27 protein-coding genes and 1 tRNA gene are annotated in these 26,615 nt (G+C 30.5%); 11 read left to right on the forward strand and 17 right to left on the reverse strand.

Annotation, left to right across the window (positions count from 1 at the left end; translation table 11 throughout):
* Positions 1-62: 62 nt before the first annotated feature.
* Complete coding sequence (locus ACFO3U_RS09685) at positions 63-410, forward strand: winged helix-turn-helix transcriptional regulator (RefSeq protein WP_379741288.1); 348 nt, start codon at positions 63-65, stop codon at positions 408-410.
* On the opposite strand, the gene ACFO3U_RS09690 is transcribed toward ACFO3U_RS09685, so the two are convergent.
* On the reverse strand, positions 403-771 hold the full coding sequence (locus tag ACFO3U_RS09690; RefSeq protein WP_379741291.1) for a winged helix-turn-helix transcriptional regulator: 369 nt from the start codon (positions 769-771) through the stop codon (positions 403-405). The genes ACFO3U_RS09685 and ACFO3U_RS09690 overlap by 8 nt on opposite strands.
* Positions 772-881: 110 nt before the next feature.
* Between ACFO3U_RS09690 and ACFO3U_RS09695 the strand changes: the two genes are divergently transcribed.
* The 4 genes from ACFO3U_RS09695 to ACFO3U_RS09710 all read left to right on the forward strand — a co-directional run bounded on the left by ACFO3U_RS09695 (position 882) and on the right by ACFO3U_RS09710 (position 4,252).
* Positions 882-1,493, forward strand: coding sequence for an FMN-dependent NADH-azoreductase (locus tag ACFO3U_RS09695; protein ID WP_379741294.1), 612 nt, complete (start codon positions 882-884; stop codon positions 1,491-1,493).
* A 164-nt stretch (positions 1,494-1,657) separates the two neighbouring features.
* A complete protein-coding gene (locus tag ACFO3U_RS09700) occupies positions 1,658-2,560 on the forward strand; it encodes an NmrA family NAD(P)-binding protein (RefSeq protein WP_379741297.1) in 903 nt (300 codons plus the stop codon).
* A 10-nt stretch (positions 2,561-2,570) separates the two neighbouring features.
* The gene (locus ACFO3U_RS09705) at positions 2,571-3,308 is read left to right on the forward strand and encodes an SDR family oxidoreductase (protein WP_379741300.1); all 738 of its coding nucleotides are present in this window, start codon (positions 2,571-2,573) and stop codon (positions 3,306-3,308) included.
* A gap of 29 nt (positions 3,309-3,337) precedes the next feature.
* The gene (locus tag ACFO3U_RS09710) at positions 3,338-4,252 is read left to right on the forward strand and encodes a helix-turn-helix domain-containing protein (protein ID WP_379741303.1); all 915 of its coding nucleotides are present in this window, start codon (positions 3,338-3,340) and stop codon (positions 4,250-4,252) included.
* Between the two features lie 157 nt (positions 4,253-4,409).
* On the opposite strand, the gene ACFO3U_RS09715 is transcribed toward ACFO3U_RS09710, so the two are convergent.
* The 5 genes from ACFO3U_RS09715 to rpsA all read right to left on the reverse strand — a co-directional run bounded on the left by ACFO3U_RS09715 (position 4,410) and on the right by rpsA (position 8,326).
* The gene (locus ACFO3U_RS09715; protein ID WP_379741306.1) at positions 4,410-5,009 is read right to left on the reverse strand and encodes a site-specific integrase; all 600 of its coding nucleotides are present in this window, start codon (positions 5,007-5,009) and stop codon (positions 4,410-4,412) included.
* Positions 5,006-5,653 (reverse strand): phage integrase SAM-like domain and Arm DNA-binding domain-containing protein, encoded by a 648-nt coding sequence (locus ACFO3U_RS09720; RefSeq protein ID WP_379741309.1) that lies wholly within the window; start codon positions 5,651-5,653, stop codon positions 5,006-5,008. The genes ACFO3U_RS09715 and ACFO3U_RS09720 overlap by 4 nt, the downstream gene beginning before the upstream one ends.
* A gap of 272 nt (positions 5,654-5,925) precedes the next feature.
* Positions 5,926-6,000 (reverse strand) — tRNA-Val (locus tag ACFO3U_RS09725).
* Between the two features lie 85 nt (positions 6,001-6,085).
* Positions 6,086-6,472 (reverse strand): DUF4258 domain-containing protein, encoded by a 387-nt coding sequence (locus ACFO3U_RS09730; protein ID WP_379741312.1) that lies wholly within the window; start codon positions 6,470-6,472, stop codon positions 6,086-6,088.
* 84 nt (positions 6,473-6,556) lie between these two features.
* Positions 6,557-8,326 carry a 30S ribosomal protein S1 gene (gene rpsA, locus ACFO3U_RS09735; protein ID WP_379741315.1) on the reverse strand — a complete coding sequence of 590 codons (1,770 nt, stop codon included), beginning with the start codon at positions 8,324-8,326 and terminating at the stop codon, positions 6,557-6,559.
* Positions 8,327-8,610: 284 nt separating this feature from the next.
* Between rpsA and ACFO3U_RS09740 the strand changes: the two genes are divergently transcribed.
* Positions 8,611-9,468: a hypothetical protein gene (locus ACFO3U_RS09740; protein WP_379741318.1), complete on the forward strand. Its 858-nt coding sequence runs from the start codon at positions 8,611-8,613 to the stop codon at positions 9,466-9,468.
* Between the two features lie 204 nt (positions 9,469-9,672).
* Positions 9,673-10,299, forward strand: coding sequence for a hypothetical protein (locus ACFO3U_RS09745; RefSeq protein WP_379741321.1), 627 nt, complete (start codon positions 9,673-9,675; stop codon positions 10,297-10,299).
* 54 nt (positions 10,300-10,353) lie between these two features.
* On the opposite strand, the gene cmk is transcribed toward ACFO3U_RS09745, so the two are convergent.
* Entirely contained in the window at positions 10,354-11,037 is a 684-nt protein-coding gene (gene cmk / locus ACFO3U_RS09750; protein WP_379741324.1) for a (d)CMP kinase, read from the reverse strand.
* Between the two features lie 112 nt (positions 11,038-11,149).
* Positions 11,150-12,169: a type IX secretion system protein PorQ gene (porQ, locus tag ACFO3U_RS09755; protein WP_379741327.1), complete on the reverse strand. Its 1,020-nt coding sequence runs from the start codon at positions 12,167-12,169 to the stop codon at positions 11,150-11,152.
* Between the two features lie 222 nt (positions 12,170-12,391).
* Here porQ and ACFO3U_RS09760 point away from each other — a divergent pair, with 222 nt between their 5' ends.
* The gene (locus ACFO3U_RS09760; RefSeq protein ID WP_379741330.1) at positions 12,392-12,676 is read left to right on the forward strand and encodes a biotin/lipoyl-containing protein; all 285 of its coding nucleotides are present in this window, start codon (positions 12,392-12,394) and stop codon (positions 12,674-12,676) included.
* A gap of 371 nt (positions 12,677-13,047) precedes the next feature.
* Here ACFO3U_RS09760 and sucC read toward each other — a convergent pair whose 3' ends face one another.
* Positions 13,048-14,241 carry an ADP-forming succinate--CoA ligase subunit beta gene (sucC, locus tag ACFO3U_RS09765; RefSeq protein WP_379741333.1) on the reverse strand — a complete coding sequence of 398 codons (1,194 nt, stop codon included), beginning with the start codon at positions 14,239-14,241 and terminating at the stop codon, positions 13,048-13,050.
* A gap of 242 nt (positions 14,242-14,483) precedes the next feature.
* On the opposite strand from sucC, the gene lysA reads away from it, so the two are divergent.
* Both lysA and ACFO3U_RS09775 read left to right on the forward strand, forming a co-directional pair.
* On the forward strand, positions 14,484-15,725 hold the full coding sequence (gene lysA, locus ACFO3U_RS09770) for a diaminopimelate decarboxylase (protein WP_379741336.1): 1,242 nt from the start codon (positions 14,484-14,486) through the stop codon (positions 15,723-15,725).
* A gap of 64 nt (positions 15,726-15,789) precedes the next feature.
* Positions 15,790-17,055, forward strand: coding sequence for an Ig-like domain-containing protein (locus ACFO3U_RS09775; RefSeq protein WP_379741339.1), 1,266 nt, complete (start codon positions 15,790-15,792; stop codon positions 17,053-17,055).
* Between the two features lie 70 nt (positions 17,056-17,125).
* On the opposite strand, the gene pafA is transcribed toward ACFO3U_RS09775, so the two are convergent.
* From pafA to ACFO3U_RS09815, 8 genes are all read right to left on the reverse strand, one after another.
* The gene (gene pafA, locus ACFO3U_RS09780; RefSeq protein ID WP_379741342.1) at positions 17,126-18,736 is read right to left on the reverse strand and encodes an alkaline phosphatase PafA; all 1,611 of its coding nucleotides are present in this window, start codon (positions 18,734-18,736) and stop codon (positions 17,126-17,128) included.
* Between the two features lie 126 nt (positions 18,737-18,862).
* A complete protein-coding gene (locus ACFO3U_RS09785) occupies positions 18,863-19,324 on the reverse strand; it encodes an ArsR/SmtB family transcription factor (protein WP_379741345.1) in 462 nt (153 codons plus the stop codon).
* A 181-nt stretch (positions 19,325-19,505) separates the two neighbouring features.
* The gene (locus ACFO3U_RS09790; protein WP_379741348.1) at positions 19,506-19,916 is read right to left on the reverse strand and encodes a hypothetical protein; all 411 of its coding nucleotides are present in this window, start codon (positions 19,914-19,916) and stop codon (positions 19,506-19,508) included.
* 5 nt (positions 19,917-19,921) lie between these two features.
* Positions 19,922-20,866: an NAD(P)H-dependent flavin oxidoreductase gene (locus tag ACFO3U_RS09795; RefSeq protein ID WP_379741351.1), complete on the reverse strand. Its 945-nt coding sequence runs from the start codon at positions 20,864-20,866 to the stop codon at positions 19,922-19,924.
* Positions 20,867-20,869: 3 nt separating this feature from the next.
* The gene (locus ACFO3U_RS09800) at positions 20,870-22,477 is read right to left on the reverse strand and encodes a S8 family serine peptidase (RefSeq protein WP_379741354.1); all 1,608 of its coding nucleotides are present in this window, start codon (positions 22,475-22,477) and stop codon (positions 20,870-20,872) included.
* A gap of 45 nt (positions 22,478-22,522) precedes the next feature.
* Positions 22,523-23,458, reverse strand: coding sequence for a calcium/sodium antiporter (locus ACFO3U_RS09805; RefSeq protein ID WP_379741356.1), 936 nt, complete (start codon positions 23,456-23,458; stop codon positions 22,523-22,525).
* A gap of 9 nt (positions 23,459-23,467) precedes the next feature.
* Positions 23,468-24,655, reverse strand: coding sequence for a tRNA 2-thiouridine(34) synthase MnmA (mnmA, locus tag ACFO3U_RS09810; protein WP_379741359.1), 1,188 nt, complete (start codon positions 24,653-24,655; stop codon positions 23,468-23,470).
* A 4-nt stretch (positions 24,656-24,659) separates the two neighbouring features.
* The gene (locus ACFO3U_RS09815; protein ID WP_379741362.1) at positions 24,660-25,442 is read right to left on the reverse strand and encodes a toxin-antitoxin system YwqK family antitoxin; all 783 of its coding nucleotides are present in this window, start codon (positions 25,440-25,442) and stop codon (positions 24,660-24,662) included.
* Positions 25,443-25,613: 171 nt separating this feature from the next.
* Here ACFO3U_RS09815 and ACFO3U_RS09820 point away from each other — a divergent pair, with 171 nt between their 5' ends.
* Positions 25,614-26,561, forward strand: coding sequence for a fasciclin domain-containing protein (locus ACFO3U_RS09820; RefSeq protein ID WP_379741365.1), 948 nt, complete (start codon positions 25,614-25,616; stop codon positions 26,559-26,561).
* Positions 26,562-26,615 lie beyond the last annotated feature (54 nt).

The raw sequence follows: 26,615 nt of genomic DNA on the forward strand, positions 1-26,615 counted from the left end.
TAAGTATATTAGTTAACAAAAGGTTAGTGTTTTTATTAACGTACCATAAAAGCGAAAAATAAATGGAAAATAATGAAGATTGTGTGTTTGATTTATCTGATTTGCAGTTTGCATTGCAAGTTTTGGGTGGAAAGTGGAAACTTTATATACTCACAAGTCTGTATTTTGGCAAAAAACGATTTAAAGAATTAGAAAGAGACGTATTGGGAATTTCTCCCAAAATGCTAATCAAGGAATTAAAAGATTTAGAAGCTCTTGGCATTGTAAACCGTCAGACTTTTAATACGGTTCCCATTACTGTTGAATATAGTTTAACGGAAGAAGGATTGACTTTAAAACCTGTTTTGGATCACATGTCAGAATGGGCCGGTGGGTTTAAACAAAATGCCAATTCAAAAATGCCTACATAATTTTTCCTTTTACTTTATTTCTGTGATTTTCGCCCCAAGCACTTAATTCAGTCAAAACATTTTTTAGTGAATGACTGTACTCGGTTGCTTCATAAATAATACTTACTGGAGTGGTTGGATATACGTTTCGTTTAATGAGAAAATTTAATTCTAAATCCTTCAATTCATTAGCTAATACTTTTGGAGATATCCCTTTGATTTCCTTCTGAAGTTCATTAAACCGCTTAGACGAATGCATCAAGCAAAGTACTATTGGCAATTTCCATTTACCATTTAAAACAAACATAGCATCAAAAACATTTTTGAGTGACCCTGAGCATTCTTCTTTGGTAGGAAGTGTTTTTTCTTCTGTAATTTTCATGTAGACAAAGGTAATAACTTTCCTAAAAGTAACCGCTTTCCTTTGGGTAACTACTAACAATTGTATAGTTCTAGTATTTACTTTTGTCTAGTAATTTTAAAAATGTAAAAATGACTTCAAAACGCATATTGCAACTCAACTCTAGTATCATGGGTGAACAATCATACAGTAGAAAGTTAGGAAATGCTATTGTTGATAAAATTCAAGAAAAATATCCTAATAGTACAGTAGAACAATTGGATTTGGTGGAAAGCAATATACCTCACTTATCTCCGGAAACGTTAAATGCGATGTTTACACATGCTGAACATCAAACAGATGAAATAAAACAAAAGCTTGCCTTGTCTGATAAGTTAGTGAAACAGCTATTAGATGCTGATATTATTGTAATTGGTGCACCACTTATAAATCGTACAATTCACAGTTCATTAAAATCTTGGATTGATCACATTACACGTCGTGGAATTACGTTTGGTTATACAGAAGAAGGTTTTCCTACTGGTTTTGTATTGGGTAAAAAGGTGTATGTAGCTATGAGTTCTGGAGGTGTATATACCGATGAACAGGGAAAAGCCCATGATTTTGTAGCACCTTATTTGCAATCTTTTTTAGGCTTTTTAGGAATGACTGATGTTACTGTGTTTAGGGCAGAAGGACTTCATGTGCCTTTGATACAAGATACTGCCTTGCAAAAAGGTATTGAAAGCATAGTGATTGACTAATCGTATTTCTTGAATCGAAAGCCTTTGAATAAAAACAAAGGCTTTTATTTTTCTATCTTGAGCTAACGGAATGAATCTTCATTTCAGTTATCTATTTCCCCAATTCAGTTACATCTGTTTTTAACTTCTAGCTGAACTTTGCTTCAACAAATAAAAACAGAATTATGAACATAGTACTTACAGGTTCTTTAGGGAACATAGGAAAATCACTTACTCCAATTTTGGTGCAAAAAGGTCATAAGGTGACCGTAATTTCAAGTAAAGCAGACAGACAAAAAAATATAGAAGCTTTAGGTGCAAAAGCGGCTATTGGTTCTATGAAAGATATCGATTTTTTAACTAAAACTTTCAGCGGTGCAGATATCGTTTACCTAATGGAAGCTTGGGAAGGTATTGGCAATATTTTTGACAAAAACGTTGACTTCTTAGCAGGATTTCATCTTATTGGCAACAATTATAAAAAAGCGATAATAGCTTCGGGTGTAAAAAAAATTGTGCATTTAAGTAGTGTGGGTGCTCATAGTGCTACTGGCTATGGGTCGCTTTCAGCTCATCATGATGTAGAGAATATTCTGAAAGAATTACCAGATGAGGTTGCCATTAAGTTTATGCGTCCAACAGGCTTCTATACGAATTTGTATCGATCGATGCAGTCGATAAAAGAAAAAGGAGCCATTATTTCTAATTATGGTGGAGACAAAAAAGAACCATGGGTATCACCGTTAGATATTGCTGAAGTCATTGCAGAGGAAATGGAATTACCTTTTGAGGGAAGAAATGTTCGTTATATAGCTAGTGATGAAGTATCACCAAATGAATTAGTAAAAATTTTAGGTAAAGCTATTGGTAATCCTAATTTAAAATGGATTCAAATTTCAGACGAAGAAATGCTTGAAGGAATGTTATCTATGGGTGTAAATCCAACAATAGCCAAAGGTATGGTAGAGATGCAGGCAAGTCAACGAAATGGTTCACTATTTGAAGACTTTTATCGCAACAAACCCATTTTTGGAAAAGTAAAATTCACAGAGTTTGCTAAAGAGTTTGCTTTGGCATATAATAATTAAAACAGTACAGATGAAGAAAGTATTAATAACAGGTGCCAACAAAAGTATTGGCTACGAAACAACAAGGCAACTATTGCAAAATGGCTATTACGTTTATTTAGGAAGTCGTAATTTAGAAAATGGGCTGAAAGCAGTGGAAAAACTGAAAGCAGAAGGTCTAACACATGTTGAAGTCATTCAACTAGATGTTACTAATGACGAATCAGTAAAATTAGCTAGAATTGAAATTGGCAAAAAGACGGAAGTTTTAGATGTACTTATCAATAATGCAGGTATTAATGGAGGTTGGCCACAAGCAGCATTAGAAGCTAGCATTGACCAATTCAAACAAGTATTTGATACTAATGTATATGGTGTAGCAAGAGTAACTCAAGCATTTATTGATTTATTGAAAAAATCGGAACAGCCCAGAATTGTAAATGTATCTTCAAGTGGCTGCTCACTTACATTACATTGCGATCCTTCTTGGAAATACTATACTCACAAAGCAGCAGTTTATCCTGCATCAAAAGCTGCTTTGAATATGTACACCATCAATTTGGCTTATGAATTGCGAGATACTCCATTTAAAGTAAATGCTGTTTGTCCTGGATTTGTAGCGACTGATTTCAATGGACATAGAGGAACTGGAACTGTACAAGAGGCAGGTACTCGTATCTCAAAATATGCAATGATTGGTGATGATGGTCCAACAGGTAAGTTTATCAGTGAAGAACACAATCCAGAAACAGGAGAATGTCCATGGTAAAAAAGAAGTAAATTTTGTAAATTTGGGAAATGAAAAAAGAAGAAAATTCGCTTTATAAATTTGAGTCATTAACAGACTTTCATCTAGTGTTTGGGCTTGAAAAGCCCTTACACCCGATGATTAGTTTTGTTGATATTCAACAACTTCAAAAACTACCAAATGATTTTCCAAAATCAATGGTTATGAATTTTTACAAGATTTCATATAAAACAGGAATTTGCGGTCAGGCAAAATACGGACAAAAATATTATGACTTTGGAGAAGGTGGTCTTGTATTTACCTCACCTAATCAAATTTTTGAGAGTCCAAGTAATCATCATACAAGTGGTAGTTTACTGTTAATTCATCCCGATTTTCTTTTGTCATATCCTTTAGCAAAGAAAATTAAGGAATATGGTTTTTTCTCTTATACTGCCAATGAAGCACTACACTTATCCGATAAGGAAAAGGAAACAATTTTAGCTCTTTTCAATAGTATTGATGATGAATTAAATAGTAGGATAGATGATTTTAGTCAAGATGTGATGGTGGCTCAAGTTGAATTACTATTGAATTACTGTAATCGCTTTTACAAGCGTCAATTTATAACCCGAAAGTCGGTAAATAATGATGTATTAATAAAGTTGGAAGAAATTTTAGATGATTACTTTAATGAGGATAAATCAGTAATAGAAGGAATTCCAACAGTACAATGGCTAGCTGACAACCTCAATATTTCGCCTAGTTATTTGAGTGATATGTTACGAAGTCTTACCGGACAAAACGCTCAACAACATATTCACAACAGACTCGTTGAAAAAGCAAAAGAAATATTATCTACAACAAATTTATCTGTTGCTGAAATTGCCTATCAATTAGGATTTGAGCATCCTCAAAGCTTTAGCCGATTATTTAAAAGTAAAAGTGGGGTTAGTCCTATTGAATTTAGGCATTCTTTTAATTGATGACTAGGTTGTTTATTATTTTATTTAAGAATATAAAAATACCAATAACATAATCAATCTGAGGACTTAAAGTGAATAATTTAATGCATAGAAAAGTATTACCAAAATTATAATATACTTTAACCAAAATTGACAATCATTTATAAGAAACCAAGTTCTAACTTGATTTCTTATTTGATGAATTATTATATATTGAAAATTTATCCTTCAAAACCTTCATATCCTCACTAACTTTTCTATCTAATACTTTTGCGTAGTGTTGGGTAGTATGGAGATTTTTATGGCCTAGCATTTTGCTAACGGTTTCAATAGGAACACCATTAGTCAATGTAACAGAAGTAGCAAACGTATGTCTGGCCATGTGAAAGGTTATCTCTTTTGGAATATCGCATAAATCTCCAATTTCCTTTAAATAGGCATTCATTTTTTGGTTTGTTAGAATTGGCAGAATACTATTTTCATTCAAACACTTTGGGTGATTGCTGTATTTTTCAATAATTTCTTCAGCTATTGGAAGAATTGGAATTTTAGATTTTGTTTCTGTTTTTTGACGGTTTTTGAAAATCCATTTTTCGCCGTCTATTCCGATACCAATATGGTCTTTTTTCAATCCTTTCACATCAACGTAGGCTAAACCTGTGTAGCATGAGAAAATGAAAATATCTCTAACTAATTGTAGTCTTTCAGATGAAATTTTCTTATTATAGATTTTCAATAATTCCTCTTCGGTTAAAAAGTCTCTTTCTACTTCTTTCATTTTGCCTTCATATCGAGTAGTTGGGTCTTTATCCAACCATCATTATCAAGACATATCTTGATTATTTTTCTGAAGTTTCTAACATATTTAACAGCTGTATTGTTATTACATTTTTTTATGCTTCTCAAATAGAATTCGAATTCCGTTACAAAAGCATAGTCAATTTTATTGATGCTTATATCACTCACGTTGTATTTCCAAAGGATAAACTCTTGAAGATGCTTTAAAGAAATTTTAAATCGTTCTAGAGTTCCATAAGCATAACCGTTTCCAATCAAATCTTTAATTTTATCATTATGGCTTTGATAAATTGGAATGATCATTCGCTCACGTTCATGTGTTCCGGTCAGTCTTGATTTAAAATTTTCTATTGATAGTTCTTCGTTCTTGTGAAGTAATTCCATCTGAATGTCAAAAACCTTTGATTTGATTAAATCTAGATAATTATTTAATGACCTAGCTTCATCTGAGTTGCCCTTCATTTTTGATTGTTCCGAGGACCATTTAGATTTTTCAATGAATTTTTTGGTGCTGAATTCAAAACGTTCTCCGTTTACAGTTAGCCTGAAATAAATTGGCAATTGACCGTTTTTGTTAACTTTTGAAGTTTTTGCATAAATGTGCACAGTGATTTTTGCTTTCATGGTGGTGACCTTTTAATTAGTATTCAATTTAATTTTTAAACTTTTAGCAAACAAGATGTACACTTTTTGAACCAGTATTAAACTGGTTGTTAGTACAGTGTTTACAGTGCTTAAGAGCATTTAGCGAGACCCAAAATTGTAGAAATTTTTAGGGTCTCGATTTTGTCCCTTTCGCATTAAGATTGAATGAATAATTTGGTATATATCCCAAAGCAAAAAGCCGATAAATCTTAAGATTTATCGGCTTTTGTGACCATTTGTTTTTAAATGTGTGGGCGATGAGGGGTTCGAACCCCCGACCCCCTCGGTGTAAACGAGGTGCTCTGAACCAGCTGAGCTAATCGCCCTATTTCAATTTTGCAATACTTGTTCTGCATTGCGAGTGCAAATATACACTAGAATTTGCTATTTACAAGTGTTTTTTAATAAAATTTATTCTTTTTGAATATCTTTTAAAACTACTTTATCATTATAATTAACCATCTCAATTATAATATCTTGATTTGCAGCAGTTTTTCCTTCAATGACATATAACTTCCCATTTTCAAAAGGTTTGTTACTTTTAGAAAAATCTACATCACCATGTTCTAAACTCATTTTTATATCCTCTAAAGTAACCCATTTTTCGTCAAATTTCTTGTTAGCTTCATCATCAATTTTAAGAGGTTTTGAACGAATATCTTTTAAAACTCGACAATTTGGTAAATAACAAAATGTTACACCACTAGCTTCAGCTTTTTTGGTCATAAAGAAATATACAAATATAATTCCGACCATTAAGCCAAACAGGTAAAATGCCATTCTATAACGTAAACTCATTGTTTATTTTTTTTGCAAAAATACATTTAAAAAAACAAAAGCCCTAAAAAATTAGGGCTTTTGATATAGTAAGAAAAAGAAAAATTATTTTTTCTCTTTTTTCTCCATTGCAGCTTTTAAATCAGCTAATGCATCGATATCTCCTAATGTAGATTTTTCAGAATTGTTGTTTGAAGAATTAGTTTCAACAGCAGCTTTTACATTCTTTTCTTCTTCCTCACGGAAAATTGCAGTATGTGAAGCAACTACTCTTTTAAATTCTTTATTGAATTCGATAACTTTGAAATCAGCAGTTTCTCCTTTTTTCAATTTTTTACCGTCTTCTTTTTCTAAGTGTCTTGTTGGAATAAAAGCAACGATATCATCACCAAATTCAACAGTTGCACCTTTGTCAACGATTTCTGAAATTTCACCATTGTGGATAGTTCCTACAGCGAAAGCATCTTCATATTTATCCCATGGATTAGCAGTAGTTTGTTTGTGACCTAAAGATAATTTACGTCCTTCAACATCTAATTCTAATACTACTACTTCTAAGTTATCACCAACATTTACAAATTCTGATGGATGTTTGATTTTCTTAGTCCAAGATAAGTCAGAAATATAAACTAAACCGTCAATTCCTTCTTCTAATTCAACAAATACACCAAAGTTTGTAAAGTTTCTTACGATACCTGTGTGTGTTGAACCAACTGGGAATTTAGATGTAATATCTGTCCATGGATCTTGAGTCATTTGTTTGATACCTAATGACATTTTACGGTCATCTCTATCTAAAGTTAAAACAACTGCTTCTACTTCATCACCGATTTTCATGAAATCTTGTGCTGAACGTAAGTGTGTTGACCAAGACATTTCAGAAACGTGAATAAGTCCTTCAACTCCTTCAGCTACTTCAACAAATGCACCATAATCAGCAATAACAACTACTTTACCTTTTACTTTATCTCCAACAGCTAAGTCAGCACCTAAAGCATCCCAAGGATGAGCGTTTAATTGTTTTAAACCTAATTGAATTCTTGTTTTCTCATCATCGAAATCAAGGATTACAACGTTTAATTTTTGATCTAATTCTAATACTTCACTTGGGTGATTGATTCTAGACCAAGATAAGTCAGTAATGTGAATTAAACCATCAACTCCACCTAAGTCAATGAACACACCATAAGAAGTAATGTTTTTAACAACACCTTCTAATACTTGTCCTTTTTCTAATTGACCGATGATTTCTTTTTTCTGAATCTCAATATCAGCTTCAATAAGAGCTTTGTGAGATACTACTACGTTTTTAAATTCGTGATTAATTTTCACAACTTTAAATTCCATAGTTTTGTTTACATATTGATCGTAGTCACGGATTGGCTTCACATCAATTTGAGATCCTGGTAAGAATGCTTCAATTCCGAAAACATCTACAATCATACCACCTTTAGTTCTACATTTAACAAAACCGTTAACGATTTCTCCAGTTTCATTAGCTGCGATAACTCTATCCCAAGCTTTGATAGTTCTTGCTTTTCTGTGTGATAATACTAACTGACCTGTTTTGTCCTCACGGATGTCAATTAATACTTCTACTTTGTCCCCAACTTTTAAGTTTGGGTTGTAACGAAATTCGTTTAATGAAATAACACCTTCTGATTTAGCATTGATATCAACGATAGCGTCTCTATCAGTGATTCTAACTACAGTACCTTCAACTACTTCATCATCTTTAGTGTCGATGAATGTTTTAGTTACTAAATCTTCGAATTCTTGTAAGTTTTTTTCGTCAACGACATCTATACCTTCTGCATAGTTATGCCAGTTAAAATCTGCTAAAAACTGTTCTTGTGTTTTTGTTGTTTCAGACATGCTGATAATAAAATTTGTATTCTGTGTTTTTATTGAGTTTCTTATGTAGTTAAAAACAACAGAAGTGATTTTTGTAAATTATTGATACCCAATGGAAACTCATCTCTACCAAAAGGTTTGCAAAATTAATAATTATTTCTGAAATAGCAATAGGTTTGTAGGGAAAATTAATGAGTTAAGAAATGTTTTAAATTTTTATATTTACAATCAATTACAAAACGATTATATATAATTGTAAATGTTTGCACGGTGAAAGGCATATATACAAGTTAACATTAAGCACAATGAAATACGTCATAAACACATTTATCATTTTATTATTAATTTCTTGTTCTAAAAATGAAGTTACAGAAAAAGATTATTTAGAATTTACCAAAAAATTAATTTCTAAAGTAAAAGAAAATAAAAATCAGAATTACGATAATTTATTTAATGTTACAGATGTTATTAAAGAAATAGATAAAATTTCTGACTCATTGGGTTATACAAACAAAGTAGATAGAAAAATTTTTAATTCTAAATTTAATTACGAAAAAAAATGTGCAGAATATTTTAAGAATCTTTCTAAGAATTTAAATGGAAAAATCGAAATCACTAATCATTTTAAATCCAAAGACAAATTTCATTTTATAATCTGTACAGAATTAAAAAACAATGTTGAAGTAACAGAAATAGTTTTAATAAATAAAAATGAGATAATTAAGATAGATAATTTTTACTCTTATACAACTAGTCTTGACATGAGGAGTAACTACATAAATTATGCTATTTTTAAAACAAATGAACCAAGTTTTAATTTTGCAAACAATAAACTAGAAAAATGTATAAAACTATATAAAGAAGGATATAATATTGAAGCCTACGAAGTTTATAAAGAAATTCCCATAGAATTTTCAAGATTTCCAAATTTTTTATTTATTAAGTATAAGGTTTTTATAAATTTAATGAATGAATTGAATCCTGAAGAGATAGAATCAAACTATGCTGAATTAATAGGTTTTAATTATAAAAATAAAGGTTTTAGATATTCAAAAACAAATGAATATTATAAAATTTTCGGTCAAGATAGTATTGCAAATAAATACAAAGACTCATTAAGTTTTCTAATAAAAGATATATACTTTATTAATAAAATTAAATAAAGCCTGCTATTAACCACCGTTTGTAGAACTTGCTAGGCTCGGCTTAGTGTTCTGAATTTTCTCCGAAAATTCAACAAGGAGTTTTGTCTTGTAATCTTTTGTCATAAATTTATCTATTTACCATTAATTGCAAATAAATAATTAAAAATTCTTAAACTATTAATTTTATTTATAAAATTAAGAATATTAAAAAGCTAAGTGATTATGAAAAACATATTTTTCATTTTGATATTATTACAACTGATTTTATCTTGTACTGATAAAAATAAAAAAATGAGTGAACCAAAAAATGAAATTGATTCAATAAAATCTAATTCTAAAGCAAAAAAAGATAATATTTTTTCTGATCTTATATTATCCGAAGGAAACATAAAAATCTATGGGGACACTTCTATTCAAAAAAATCAAATTACTAAAGTTTTATTGAAATTTGAGCCTTATATATCTTTTCAAGATTTTAAAGTAGAGATTGAAAATGTTAAAGCAAAATTGGATTTAAACTCTCATGAATTAGGGAAAAAATTTAGAACTGCCATTAGAAATGATTACGACAATCCCGAATCGCTTTTTGCAGGTCATTATACTTTTGCGAAATGGGGCTGTGGTAGTCCTTGTCAAATGAATGTACTTATTGACAGAAGGAATGGTAAAATTTATGACGCACCAGAATCATCAGTTGGTTCAGAATTCAGAAAAGATAGTAGAATGCTAATTATTAATCCACCGGAAGAAGAAAATTACTATTATAATGATTGTATATATTGTAAACCTGAAATTTACATTCTAAACGAAGAAACAAAAAAATTTGTAAAAAAGGAATCTAAATATTAAATAACTCAGTTAATATAGGGTTCTATTTTAAAATTTATTTAATATTAAAAAAATTCAAACCCTCTCACCCACCAAATCCATCACCAAATCAAATTGTTCTTGTTTGCTCATAGCAGAATTGTCAATTTCAATAGCATCATCAGCTTTTACCAAAGGAGAATCTTCTCGGTGTGTGTCGATATAATCGCGTTCTTGTACGTTTTGTAAGACTTCTTCGTAAGTAACGTGTTGTCCTTTTTCTATTAATTCGTTGAAACGTCTTTCTGCACGTGTTTGTGCACTTGAGTTCATGAAAATTTTTAATTCAGCCTCAGGAAAAACTACGGTTCCTATGTCTCTTCCGTCCATTACAATGGCTTTATTTTTGCCCATTTCTTGTTGAGAAGCTACTAATTTACTTCGCACTTCAGAAATCTCAGCCACTTGACTCACACAACGCGAAACATCAAGCGTTCTGATTTCTTTTTCAACATTTTTACCATTGACATACATTTCAGCAAACCCTAAATTGTCATTAAACTGAAATTGTAAATTTATATTTGGTAAATCGTTTATAAGTGCTTCTTTATTCAAATGCTCTTCGGAAACGTAACCATTCTGCATCGCATAAAAAGTTACTGCACGATACATTGCACCAGTGTCTACATATACATAACCTAAATGTTTAGCCAATTGTTTCGCTAACGTACTTTTTCCGGTGGACGAAAATCCGTCTATGGCAATTGTAATTTTTTTCAAACTCTTTTATGTTTGTGGTTTATTGTTAATAGTTTATTGTTGGAATGATTTTCAAAAATAGAGAATATTTATTCAACCAACAACCATTAACTGTTAACTGTTAACTGTTAACTTATTGCAAATTAATCATCATTCCAAATAAACTGGTATTTGCTGCAACAGTATATCTTGAATACGAATAGTCAAATCGAACTTTTCCAAAACGAATTCCAAAACCTGCTGAAATTCCAGAAAAATTTCTTTGATCTACAATTCGCAATTCTTCAGCTCTTCTAAAGTTATACCCTAAACGAATACTAAATCCTTTATCTGGAAACAGCTCTGCTCCTGCTATTACGTGACGCAAAGCATTATTGAAAAATGAAACTTTTTCTTCTTGAACTGAACCATCTAAGGAACCTTCTGCCCTATTTGGATTTGAAAAAGCAATTTGCCATTGTTGTAAATTTTCTAGTGTAAAATGCCAACGAATAGGTACATTTTCCATCAATTGAGAAACTCCAAAATCTATAGCTAAAGGTAATTTTTCATTAGTATCAGCATAAGGTTTGATTTGGTAACCCACGTTTCGAATGGCTAAACCATAATTAATATCGTTAGGTTCATCTATATACAAAACTCCTAAATCAGCTGCAACACCAAATGAACTATAACTTTCCAAACTAGATGATATCATTTTGACATTAGCACCCACATAAAAATCAGTCCAAGGAATATTTTGAGCATATCCAAAAGAAAGAGCAATTTCACTTCCTGTAAACTCACCTGTGATGTTCCCTAATTCGTCTCTTCCTTCAAAGTTTCCGTAATTGATATAATTTACACCAGCATGAAAAGTTTGCACATGTCTGTCATAGGTATAAGCATAAGCAGCTGTTCCGTAAGTAACTTCCCCAAAATAGTTTCCATAATTAGCAGACAAACGATTATCCATTTCTGGATTAATTGTCGCTGGATTATAAAAAGCTTGGTTTACATCATAATCAACCACTGTAACGGTTTTTCCACCTAAAGCAGCTTGTCTTGGAGATTGTGCTAGATTTAAAAATTGGTATACATATTTACCTCCAATTTGACCAAAAGATAAGGTCGAAAGGAAAATAAAACACATAATAAGGCAATTCTTTAACATAGCAAATGTTGAGTCAACGTTTATAACGCGGATGCGAAGATAAAATTATATAATTCAATATACAAAATTGTTTTTAGCTTGAAACCAATTTGAAATTTTATATATTTACTTATTAAAACAAAGTGAATGTTAAAAAAAATATTTGATATACTATTTAGTAAAAGGAAACAAGAACTAACTAATGAACTCAAAAAAAATCCATATTTTAAAAGCAATGTAGAAATGAGTAGTAATTCAAAAAATACCAATTATGAAAAAACACTAAACAGAGGTGAAAAATTTTCTATAACTGCACCTGATTTAGGCAAAAATAAAGACGTAATAATAACAAATTGGTTAAAAAAAACAGATGAAATTATCGAATATGGAGACGTTATTTGTGAAATAGAAAATGATAAAGTTGTCATGGAATTAGAAAGCTTCGTAACAGGAAAAATCATTTATATGCATCCCTTGAATCAAAAAATTAAACCAAATACTGAAATATGTATTATTGAAGGATTGTAAATGAAAAACAAGTTATTGATTTTAAATTATTTTTTTTCAACTGTAATTATTATTTGTAATGTTTTTATTTTCATACCAATCACTTTTAATATTTTCAAAGATTCTTTTGAACCAATGGGTTATGGTTTATTAACACTTATTCTTTTATTGTCAATTCATTTGTTTTTAGTACCAGTTTTTATCTTTTTATTTTCTAAAAGAAAATCCAAAAAAACATTTTTTATCTATAATTTATTAGGATTGATTTATTATTTGTTCATATTTATTAAATTCCATGACTCTATTTTTTATAAACATTGATTTATATCAAAACAAAAAAAAATCCCAAGCCTAAACTTGGGATTTTCTATATATAAAACTTTTATTTCTACTTAAGAAAGTGCTTTCTTTACTTGGTCAGCTGCTTCCTGAAATTGAACTGCTGATAAAATTGGCATTCCAGAATTATCAATTAATTCTTTTGCAATTTCAGCATTTGTTCCTTGTAATCTTACAATGATTGGCACTTTAATAGCGTCACCCATGTTTTTGTAAGCATCTACAACTCCTTGTGCTACTCTATCGCAACGAACAATTCCACCAAAGATGTTGATTAAAATTGCTTTTACGTTTGGATCTTTTAAGATAATTCTAAAAGCAGTTTCCACACGTTTTGCATCTGCTGTTCCACCAACGTCTAAGAAGTTAGCTGGTTCAAAACCTGCATATTTAATTAAATCCATAGTAGCCATTGCTAATCCAGCTCCGTTTACCATACATCCAACTGTTCCGTCAAGGTCAACATAGTTTAACCCAACTTCTTTTGCTTCAACTTCAATAGGGTTTTCTTCTCTAATGTCACGCATTTCAGCAATTTTTGCTTGTCTGTATAATGCATTATCATCAATATTTACTTTAGCATCAACTGCCATGATTTTGTTGTCTGAAGTTTTCAATACTGGATTGATTTCAAACATAGAAGCATCAGAACCAACATAAGCATTGTATAATGAAGCAACAAATTTTGTCATTTCTTTGAATGCATTTCCACTTAAACCTAAGTTGAAAGCAATTCTTCTTGCTTGGAAAGCTTGTAATCCTACAGCAGGATCAATTTCTTCTGTAAAAATTAAATGTGGTGTGTGTTCTGCCACTTCTTCAATATCCATTCCACCTTCAGTAGAATACATAATCATATTTCTTCCCGTTCCTCTATTTAAAAGAACTGACATATAAAATTCAGATGTTTCACTTTCACCAGGATAATATACATCTTCAGCTACTAAAACTTTATGTACTCTTTTCCCTGTTGGTGGTGTTTGTGGTGTAATTAAATCCATACCAATAATTTGACCTGCTAATTCAGCAACTTGATCTAAATTTTTAGCTAATTTAACTCCTCCACCTTTTCCTCTTCCTCCAGCATGGATTTGAGCTTTAATTACGTGCCATCCTGTACCTGTTTCTGCTGTTAATTGTTTAGCTTTAGCTACTGCTTCTTCAGGATTGTTAGCTATGTAACCTCTTTGGATGCGAACACCGTGACTCGCTAATATTTCTTTACCTTGATATTCGTGTAAATTCATAATTGTGATGCGTTTATCTTGTTTAAAAAGTGCCACAAAAATAACAAACTATTCTGTAACTCGCTAACTATTTTCTTTTTTTTTATTAAGAGTATATATTCTTTAATTGAAGATTATTTTCATAACAAAAAAGCATTATTTATTATATTAATATAACAAAATGTTGTTTTTTGTTATTTTTGGTTAAAAAATAAATTTATAATAATTTTACTTATACATTTGCCAATATAAAATTGAAAAAAATGAAAACACAAGAATTACTTCAGTTAGTAAATGAATTTGACAGCCCTTTATATGTTTATGATGCTTCAAAAATAGAATCACAATACAAAAGATTAACAAATGCTTTTAATAAAGTTGAACGCTTTAGAGTACATTATGCTGTAAAAGCTTTATCCAATATTTCTATTTTAAAATATTTAAAGAGTTTAGGTTCATGTTTAGATACTGTTTCTATACAAGAAGTAAAATTAGGTCTTCATGCTGGTTTTGAACCTTCTCAAATCATATACACTCCAAATGGAGTTTCAATGGAAGAGATTGAAAAAGTAGCTACTTTAGGAGTTCAAATTAATATTGATAACCTTTCAATTTTAGAGCAATTTGGAACAAAACATCCAAAGACTCCAGTTTGTATTCGTATAAATCCTCACGTTATGGCTGGTGGAAATGCAAATATCTCTGTAGGACATATTGATAGTAAATTCGGAATTTCTATTCATCAACTACCTCATTTATTGCGAATTGTGGAAAACACAAAAATGCATATCAACGGAATCCACATGCATACTGGTTCAGATATCTTAGATGTTGGTGTGTTTTTATATGCAGCAGAAATTTTATTTGACACTGCTAAACATTTCAAAGAACTTGATTTTATTGATTTTGGAAGTGGTTTTAAAGTACCTTACAAAGCTGATGATATTGAAACTGATGTGGAAGAATTTGGAAAAAAATTAACTAAAAGATTTTTAGCTTTCGAAAAAGAATATGGCCGTGAATTAACATTAGCATTTGAGCCAGGAAAATTTTTAGTTAGTGAAGCTGGTGTATTTTTAGCAAAAGTAAACGTGGTAAAGCAAACAACTTCAACTGTTTTTGCTGGAATCGATTCAGGTTTTAATCATTTGATTCGTCCAATGTTATATGGTTCTCAACATCATATTGATAATATTTCTAATCCAAAAGGAAAAGAACGCTTCTACTCTGTTGTAGGTTATATTTGCGAAACTGATACATTTGCCAATAACAGAAGAATTCCTGAAATAACTGAAGGAGATATTCTTTGTTTTAGAAACGCTGGTGCTTATTGTTATTCAATGGCTTCCAACTATAATTCAAGATTCAAACCTGCTGAAGTTTTGTGGTTTAACGGAAAAGGTCACTTAATACGTGAGCGTGAAAATTTTGAAGATTTATTAAAAAATCAAATCGTTATCGACCTAGAAACAAGTAAATTAAATTACGAAGAAACAGTGAGTTAACTATTTTATTTTTGTATTCATATTTTATGTAATTTAGTATTATAAAAACTAAAATGCATAAAATATGAAAAACAATTACTTAAAAATCAATGCTTTATTATTTGTTCTTTTTATTAATTCTTTGTCGTTTGCACAAACCTGCACAACTTCAATAACAAATGTATCTGGAACAACAACAATTTGTGGTGGAACAAACACTACATTAACAGCAACTCACGATGGTGATGACGTATATTGGTATGATGCAGCAACAAATGGCACCTTACTTTATACAGGAAATCCTTACCAAACAACATCATTAAATACAACTACTTCCTTTTGGGCTGAATCAAGAAAACAAATTCTTGGAACAACTACTTCTGGAGGAGGTAAATTAACAAAAACTACTACCTCAGGAACAACTGTTAACGCAGGAACTGCTCCTTGGGGTTTAGTTTTTAATGCTTCTCAAAGTTTTATATTAAATTCAGTAGATGTTTTTTTATCTTCGAGTTCACCAGGAACTTTAGTTATTGATTTAAAAGACAGCAATCAAACTGTGTTACAGACATGGACAATTAGTACACCAGCTGGTGGAACAGGTTCTAATCCAGTACAATTTACTGTTCCTTTAAATTATACAATTCCGGTAGGAAATGGATATCGTCTTTTAGCTGTTAGTAGTCCATCTATGATTCGTGATCTTGGATCAAATTCTTTTCCATTTGCAATTGGAACTGTTGGTAGTGTTACTCAAGGAACCATTAACAATTCTCTAACTTCTAATCCAGGTGTTTATTATTTCTTTTATAATTGGAACTATACACCTGTTGTAAATTGCGTTTCTACAAGACAAGAAACAGTAGTAACTGTCAACACAACCAATCAACCAACTGGAGATGCACAACAACTCTTTACATTAGGTCAAACTATAGCTGATTTAACTGTAACAGGGACAGCTTTAACATGGTATTCAGATGCTACTGGAACAACTCAAATTCCAACAAATACTGTTCTTGTCGATGGAACAACTTATTATGTTTCTCAAACTTTAAATGGATGTGAAAGTCCCCTTTTAGCTGTCACTGCTGTGACTACTTTGAATAACGAAACTACTGTTTTCTCAAAATTAAGTTACTTTCCTAATCCAGTAAAAGGTGTTTTTACAGTGTCAAATTTGGAAGGAAATTCACAAATTGAAGTTTATACTGTTTTAGGACAACAAATGATAACTAAAAGTTATGATTCGAAAGATGTAAATTTAGATTTTTCTGGTTTTAATAATGGTATATACTTAGTTAAAATAACTTCTCAAAACGAAACTAAAATCATTAAAGTTTTAAAGAATTAAATTAATTATTTTATAAATCGCACTAATTAAAAAATCACCTCGAATAGGTGATTTTTTTATTTTAATATTATTACTTTTCTAAAACTTCTTGCAATAGTTCAGCTTTTGTTCCATTAGGAAAAGTAATTTTTAACAATTGTGATATTGTTGGAGCAATTTGAGTAATTTCTTTTCTATCAAATGATTCTCCTTTTTTGATATGCCAGCCATAAAAAAGTAATGGAACATGAGTATCATATGTATAAGGACTTCCGTGAGTTGTTCCTGTGGTAGAATATTCTACGTAACCTGGTTTTAAAGTAATTACTAACTCACCATTTTGACTTGGATCATAACCATTTGCAATAAAATTTAAGTAAAAATCATTTCCTGAAGCTGTTAGAATTTGCTCTTCAGAATAGACTTTTTTTACAAATTTTTGTTTGTATAAATAAGTAGTAAATTCTTCTTTTACTTTTGAAATTTCTAATCCTTTTTTCTTAATTAATTCCTTGTTTAAGAAAACATTGAAGTTTGAATAATCTAATAATAGGTTTTCTCCATAAGTAACTTTAGAAAACTCTACTAAATCATTTTTAATTGATTGATAATTAATGTTATTTATATCGTATTTATTATCTTTCATGTAAGTAACATTTTCAGCACCAGCATGATCAGCTGTTAAGAAAACTAAATAATTTCCTCTACCAACTGTTTTATCTAAATAATTTAGAAAATCAGCTATAGTTTCATCCAAACGTAAATAAGTATCTTGTAATTCTATGGAACGTGGACCTAAAATATGACCAATATAATCTGTTGAAGAAAAACTTACTGTTAAAAAATCAGTGATTTCATCTTTTCCTAATTGTTCTTTTTCAATGGAAATTTTGGCAAAATCAGCTAATAAGTTATTCCCATATGGAGTTGAACGCAAAACACCAGCATCATTATTATCATACATATCTTTCAAGTTATATGGAAAAAAAGGTGTTTTCTTGTATAATTTTCCTTCGTATGGATTATTATCGGTTAGACTTTCATTGTAAACTTCTTTAGGTCTAGATAATTCCCAACCTTTATTAAGGTATTTTTCGTAATTCTTTTCATTATTGAAGTCAGTTACCCAATTTGGCAAATTTTCACCATAAAAAGTACTTGAAATAAAAGCACCCGTTGAACTATACCAAAAAGCCCAATCTGCAAAATGACCAGCTGGTAAAATAGCACCTCTATCCTTCAAACTCATGCCAATTACTTTTCCTTTGAAATTAGTTGCTAATTTTAATTCGTCAGTAATAGTAGTGCTTTGCAGATTTTTTGGAGACATTTTTCCTTCACTAACAGTTCCATTTCCAACTGTTGACACTGATTCATCATCTGCACAATACATATCTTTTCCTGTGGCTTTATTGAACCAATCATTTCCTACAATTCCGTGAGTTGTTGGAGTTGTTCCTGTGTAAATAGATGCATGTCCAGGAGCTGTGTAAGTTGGCATATAATTATAATGCGTGTTATGAAAAGTATAACCATCCTTCATCAAACGTTTAAAACCATTTTCAGAAAAATCGCTTGAGAACCTATATAAATACTCCATTTTCATTTGGTCAACTACAATTCCTACCACTAATTTTGGTTTTTCCTGAGCACTTGAAAACAATGATGATAGTATAGTAAATACAATAAATATTTTTTTCATTTAAAAGATTTTGAACTACAAAAATAAGGATTAGATATGATTTGAATGTGATGAAAATCTTAAAATAGTATCGCCAAATCTATTTTAAATAAAAAATCCTATTTTACAATAGGATTTTTTATTTAATTACTTCTTATGAGTAAATTCGTAATTATACTGTTTTAAGTTAGTGCTTGACTTCTTCTTTTTAGAAATTGCTGGTTTAATATCTTCCATTTTCTCTGAAATTGAAATTGTCTTAGATTTATGAGTAGTCTTCTTTTTGGTAAATGTTTCAGGACCTAGGTTATCAATGTAATCACTTATAAACTGATTTAAAACATTCAATTTATCCTTTTCTACTGAATAGATTGAACTTTTACCTGAAAATGTGATATTAACTAAATTTGCTTTCTTTAACTCTAATAAATGATTGGATACTGTAGATTGTGCTAAAGGTAGAATCTCAACAATATTGCCACAAGAACAAGATTCCTTACTCAATAAAATATTCATAATTTGAATTCGAGCTGGATGTCCTAAAGCTTTAAAAACCTCTGCTATATTATTTATATCTTCCTTAAAACCAATACGTTTAGTTAGTCCCATTTTGATTAAGTTTGAATTATAAATCGCAATGTAACGATAATAAATTCACTTGACCAAAAGTTATCAACAAAAAAAGATTAAATATTAATAAAGTTCGATTAAAAACATATTTCTAATCTTTTTATTAGTTTTATCGTATTATATAGATAATAAAAAAATACAAATAAGTTAAAAAAAGTTATCATTGCTTGTCAAATTCTATATTATATTCAATAATAAAATCTTCATAGGTTATGTATAATTGCTTTCTGTTATTTTGATTTTTTCTTGTAAAAACAGAAACTACACATTCAATTCCATTATTATCCACACAATTATAAGAAGAAACTATATCTGTTTCTGTCTTTTTAACCTCATTGTATTTGATAATATTGAATAATTGGATTTCTTCAGAATATACCACTACTCTATGACTTACACCATCAATTTTTATGATTAATTCAGATTTTACAGGTTTTGTCCAATCTGACCATTTCCCTTTAGCATTTTTTTCAGTGACTGAAAAGCTAGTTGCTTTAAACAAGAATTGTTGGCTATAGGATGTAAAACCTACACATAAAACGAATAAAACTAATGCGAACTTTTTGCTCATTTGTATTAAAATTGAAATTGTTGTGTTTCTTTTTGTGCTTGATGAAATTCATTCATCACGTTATTAATTATAGTTTCAACGGGTAGTATATCATGTATTAAACCTGAAATTTGTCCGATTTCTAATTCCCCCTCGACTAAATCTCCTTCAAACATACCTCTTTTTGCTCTGCGTTTGCCTAATAGAGCTTCTAAATCTTCTTTAGAAGGACATTTAGTATATAACTCTTGAACATCATTATAAAACTTATTCTTCACCAATCGAACTGGTGCTAATTCTTTTAAAGTTAAATGAGTATCACCTTCATTTGCATTGACTACTGTTGTTTTAAAATCTATGTGAGCACTAGATTCTAATGAAGCTACAAAACGTGTTCCCATTTGAACACCATCAGCTCCAAGAATCATTGCTGCCATCATCCCTTTTCCAGTAGCAATTCCACCAGCTGCAATTAATGGAATATCTATTTTTTCTCTTACAATAGGAATTAAAGTTAAGGTTGTAGTTTCGTCTCTTCCATTGTGTCCTCCAGCTTCAAAACCTTCAGCTACCACAGCATCAACTCCAGCATCTTGTGCTTTCATGGCAAATTTAGCACTACTTACAACATGAACAACTTTTATGTCATTATCTTTTAAATGTTGTGTCCAAGTTTTAGGATTTCCTGCAGAAGTAAAAACAATCTTTACTCCTTCTTCTACAATGATTTTCATTATTGCTTCAATGTCTGGATATAGCATTGGAACATTAACACCAAAAGGTTTATTAGTTGCTTTTTGACATTTTTGAATATGTTCTCTCAACACTTCAGGGTACATTGAACCAGCTCCAATTAGACCTAAACCACCAGCATTACTAACTGCACTTGCCAATTTGTAACCGCTGTTCCAAATCATTCCTCCTTGTATAATTGGGTATTTAATTCCAAAAAGACTTGTAATTCTATTCATTAATTATTGTTTGATAATTTTACCTTTTAAATTTGTAGTTGGAGAAGTTATTTGGTAATAATATATTCCTGATTGTAAATTCTCAACATTAAAATTTTGAACTTTTTTAGTAATTATTTCTTCTTTGACCAATTGACCTAAATTATTGAAAAGTAAAAAACTCCCGTTTTTAATTTCACTAGCTAAAATAATTTGACTTGTAGCTGGGTTTGGGTATAAAATTGGGCTTTCAATAGTAAAATCAGTAGCATTTAAAGCATTTGTTAAAGCCAATTGAAAATCAGGAACACCATAGCCTTTTTGAACTGTTGGATTAGCAAACAAATCAGCTGATTCTTTTATAAACTGCCTTACCTGAACATTAGTTAAACTTGGAACAGCAGACCAAAATGTCGCTACCATACCAGCCAAAACTGGACTTGCATAAGAAGTTCCACTACCTGTTACAATGCTTCCTGAAGTTGTACTCACAGTTGTTTGTTGTCCTTTTGCACAAACATCTGGCTTGACTCTTCCATCAAATGAAGGTCCAATTGAGCTAAAACTTGCATAATTTTCATTACTATCAACGGCTCCAATTGCTAAAACATTTGTAGCTTCTGCAGGAACACCAATATGAGGATTTGAACTATTACCTGAATTTCCTGCACTTATAACTACCATCATTCCTTTTGTAAAAGCTATATCAGCTCCTCTTGAAGCAAATGCTGTAGTTCCATTCATATCACTATACGAATAACTATAGGCTGGATTATCATATTCAAAATAACCTAAAGAACTATTTATAACATCTACACCTAATGAATCTGCAACTTCAGCTGCTTCAACCCAATATGATTCCTCAACTGGGTTTTCTGAGTTTACATCTTCAGTTATAAATAAATAATATTGTGCGTTTGGTGCTGTTCCAATTAATTGACCATCAACAAATCCACCCATACATGATAAAACTGAAGTTCCATGATTGTGACGTGAAAAATAATTAGTGTTTCTATCTGGAAAATTATATCCTCCAAGAATCTGATTATTAGTAATTAAATTTTGAAAAGGTGCTGCAGTATCAACTCCAATAAAACCTGAATCTAAAACCGATATAATTTTACCTTGACCTGTATAATCTTGTTGGTGTAATAAATGACCATTTAACATTTGAACTTGATTATCAGACCCACCATAATTATAGGTAACAAGTTCTTCAAGTTCTTTATTTACTTTTTTGATTTTAAAATCTTTAGGCTGAACTTGTCTTGTATTCAAAGCACTATTGGCAAAATCAATTGAATCTACGAAAGATAAACTCGTTAAAGCTTGAATATCTGCTTGTGTTCCCCTAACATGAACTGAATTTAACCATTTTGATTGAGCCATAACTGTTATTCCTGTTGAAGTTGAAACTTGATCAATATAAGGTTGATGTACAGGAACATCTGTAATATCTAAAGAAATGTTTTGAGCAGTTCTTCTATCTAATGCTCTTTGAGAAAGCATAGTTAATGGATTTGCCAAAAAAGTTGAAGCATTTGGCTTATTTGTAAAATAAACCCAAGCATCTTCTTGTGCAATTGAGTTAAATGAAACAAATAAAACAAGTAATAGTAGTAGCTTTTTCATTTTTTTTTATTTTACATCAAATATATAAAATTCTTAAGGAAGCTTTTATACAATTGTAAAATAAATGAATGTTGCATATGCTACTAGTAGAAGTATTCCTTCTTTAAAACTTAAACTCCCTCGTTTTGGCAATAAAACCAAAGGCATTAAGATTAATCCAAAACCTAACATCCAATAAATATCTTGATCAATAATATGTAAATCTATATTTTTTATTGGACTAATAACAGCTGTGATTCCTAATACACTTAAGATGTTAAATATGTTTGAACCAATAATATTTCCTATTGAAATATCATTTTCTTTTTTAATACTTGCAATTACAGAAGAAGCTAATTCTGGAATACTTGTCCCAATTGAAACAACAGTTACAGCAATAACTCTTTTACTGACTCCTAAACTATCTGCTAAATTTACTGCTCCTTTTACCAATAATTCTGAACCTAACCAAAGCGCAAATCCTCCCAAAATTAATAATCCGAAAATATGTAAATAAGGCATTCCTTCTTCTTTAATTTCATCAATATCAATCACCACTTTTTTGTTTTGTTTGATTAGATAAATTAGAAATAAGATTAAAAAAGCTATAAAAATAAAGCCTTCTGTCCTACTCAACTTTCCATCTAAAATTAAAAAAACAAATAACAAAGCTGAAGCAATCATTTTTGTTGGCCAATCTGTAGCAAAAAAACTTTTATCAACTTGTATGGCATTTATCAAAAGTACAACTCCTAAAACTAAACCAATATTACCAATATTTGAACCAATAACATTTCCAACAGCTATATCAGGATAACCGTCCAAAGCTGCTTGAACACTTACGATAAGTTCTGGTAAAGATGTTGCAAAAGAAACTACTGTTAATCCAACAATAATTTTTGAAATATTTAATCGAAAAGAAAGTCCAACTGCAGATTTTAATAACCAATTTCCACCAACGACCAATAATATTAAACCAGCAATTATGTAAAGAAAATCCATTTATTGTTTTTAAGAAATTACACCACTACCTAACAATTCTTCTCCATCATACCAAGCCACAAATTGTCCTTCAGTAATTGCTGATTGAGGGTTTTCAAAAGTAACATACATTCCAGATTCAAATTGGTGTAAAGTTGCTTTTTCTAAAGGTTGACGATAACGAATTCTAGCCATTACTTGTCTTTCTTCATTTGGTTGTAAACGTAAATCTTCTCGTATCCAATGTACCTCTGAAGATTTAACAAATAAGGCTTTTTTATACAAACCTGGGTGATTTGTTCCTTGACCAGTGTAAATTATATTTTTATCAACATCTGTTTGAATGATGAATAAGGGTTCTTTTGTACCACCAACATTTAAACCTTTTCGTTGTCCATTAGTAAAATAATGAGCTCCTTGATGCTTTCCTACAACTTTAACTTGTGCCTTTGAAAAATCTAACTTTTTAGATTGATAAGCAAAAGCATCTTCATCGTTGACAAACTCTGAAGTATTGTCAGTAAATACTTCATCATTGGCATCAACTTCTACGATTATACCTTCTTTTGGTTGTAATTTTTGCTGTAAAAATTCGGGTAAACGAACTTTTCCAATAAAACATAATCCTTGTGAATCCTTTTTATCAGCAGTAATTAAATCCATTTCAGCGGCAATTTCTCTTACTTGAGGCTTTGTTAACTCACCTATTGGAAATAAAGCTTTTGCCAATTGATCTTGTGACAATTGACATAAAAAATACGATTGATCTTTGTTGTCGTCTTTTCCTGCTAATAATTGAAATATTTCTTTACCATCTTTTTCAATACTAGATTTTCTGCAATAATGACCTGTTGCCACATAATCTGCACCAAGAGACAAAGCAATTTTCATGAATACATCAAATTTAATTTCTCTATTACAAAGTACATCTGGATTTGGAGTTCTTCCTTGCTCGTATTCATGGAACATATAATCCACAATTTTTTCTTTGTATTCTTCTGATAAATCTACCGTTTGAAATGGAATTCCTAATTTTTCAGCTACCAAAAGAGCATCATTACTATCTTCTAACCATGGACATTCATTTGAAATGGTAACCGTGTCATCATGCCAATTTTTCATAAAAAGACCAATCACTTCATAGCCTTGTTTTTGCAACAAATAAGCAGCAACACTTGAATCAACTCCACCAGAAAGTCCTACTACGACTCTTTTCATTCTATTATTTCTTTGCTTTTTTATTATTTTTTGTGTCTTTAACTTCCCTATCTTTCATTTCACCAGGCACTTTTTCTCCTTTTGCATTGATAGTGTATTCAAAATTTTTAGAACTAAATTTTCGTGCTGTTTCCTCTTTTACAACTTTTCCGTTTTCATATGTTTTCCAAATTCCAGATTTTACACCGTTTGTGTATTGACCTTGCAAAATAATATTCCCTAAACCATCATAAAATGTAGCTAAACCATGAAGTTCATTTCCTTTATAATTTAAATCTTCGAGGATTTTTTCATTAACTCCATATCTTTTATAATTGCCTTCTCTTTTACCATCAACATAATTTAAGATTTCAGCAACAGAACCATCATCATAAAAGATTTTTTTAACACCATTAAGTTTTCCCTTTTTATAGTTTTCAGAAGTCATTACAACTTTAGATTCTTTGTGGTAAATTTTCCACTCACCTTCATATTCTTTGTTTATTAATAAACCTTCACTAACAATATTGTCTTTTCTGTCAAACATAGTTACATAGCAGTAACCGTTTCCTCTCGAAAAATCTCTGGTAGCTATTACTTTTCCAGCTTTTGTATCATCAAAATATTTAAAAACACCTGTCTCTTTTCCATGTTCAAATACACCTTCATATCTAGGTCTTTTTGATTCTTCATAGATTCCTTTCCATAAACCATGACGTTCACCTTTATCGTCTAATTGATTTATCTTATCCTGAGAATAGTTAAAAAAACTAATTAATAGAGTAAGTAATACTAGTATTTTTTTCATATTTTAACATTTGTTTTATTATGTTCTTCTTTTTTGTCGATTTAAGTGCTATTGTTTAAACAATTATTTATATAAAGTTAAAAATCAGCATTTTAATGAAAATTTAGTCAATTTAATTTTCAATAATGTTTAATCTTTTATAGATTTGATTAAACAAAAAATTTAATCACTATGAAAAACATTGCAAAATTAATCAAATTAACTTTAATCATCACTACTAGTGTGATGATGTTTTCGTGTTCTAACGATGATGACAATTCAGTTCCAGTTCCACAAGACAACAGTATAGCTGGAATTGCTTCACGAACTCCAGAGTTTTCTTCTCTAGTAGCTGCTTTAACTAAAGCAGATTTAGTACAAACATTAAGCCAAGATGGTTCATACACAGTTTTTGCACCAGACAATGCAGCATTTTCAGCATTTTTGTCCGCAAATGGTTATGCAAACTTGGATGCTGTTCCTACTCCTGCTTTAAAAGAAATTCTTCTTAACCATGTTTTAACTGGAACAAATCTCTCAACAAACTTAACAACAGGCTATGTTAAAACATTAGGTAAAGGTGCTGCATCTTCAACAAATACCTTAAGTATGTACATCAATACTGCCAATGGAGTAAGTCTTAATGGAGTATCTAACGTAACTCAAGCTGACATTATTGCATCTAATGGAGTAATTCACAAGGTGAGTTCTGTTATTGGTTTACCTACTGTTGTAACTCATGCTTCAGCCAATTCTAATTTTACAACTTTGGTAGGTCTTTTAGATGGTCAAGGTTTAGTAACTACTTTAGATGGAACAACGAGTTCTCCTTTTACAGTTTTTGCTCCTACAAATGGTGCTTTTACAACTTTTGAAACACAAAATCCAGGAACTCTAGCTAGTTTAACTTCTGCACAAGTTAATTCAGTATTGACTTATCATGTTGTAGCAGGTGCTAATGTTTTATCAACAGGAATCCCTACAACTCCTATAACAACTTTAGAAACGGGAACCTTTACAATTGCTGGAACTGTAATTACAGATGAGCAAATGAGAAATACTAATATTGTTGCAGTTGATGTACAATGTTCTAACGGAGTAATTCATGTAATAGACAACGTTTTATTACCTACTCTTTAATTTACATATTGCTATGAACGAAAAAGCCATTCGAAATTGAATGGCTTTTTTATT

The sequence above is a fragment of the Flavobacterium ponti genome, from assembly GCF_042652765.1.
GTDB lineage: Bacteria > Bacteroidota > Bacteroidia > Flavobacteriales > Flavobacteriaceae > Flavobacterium > Flavobacterium ponti.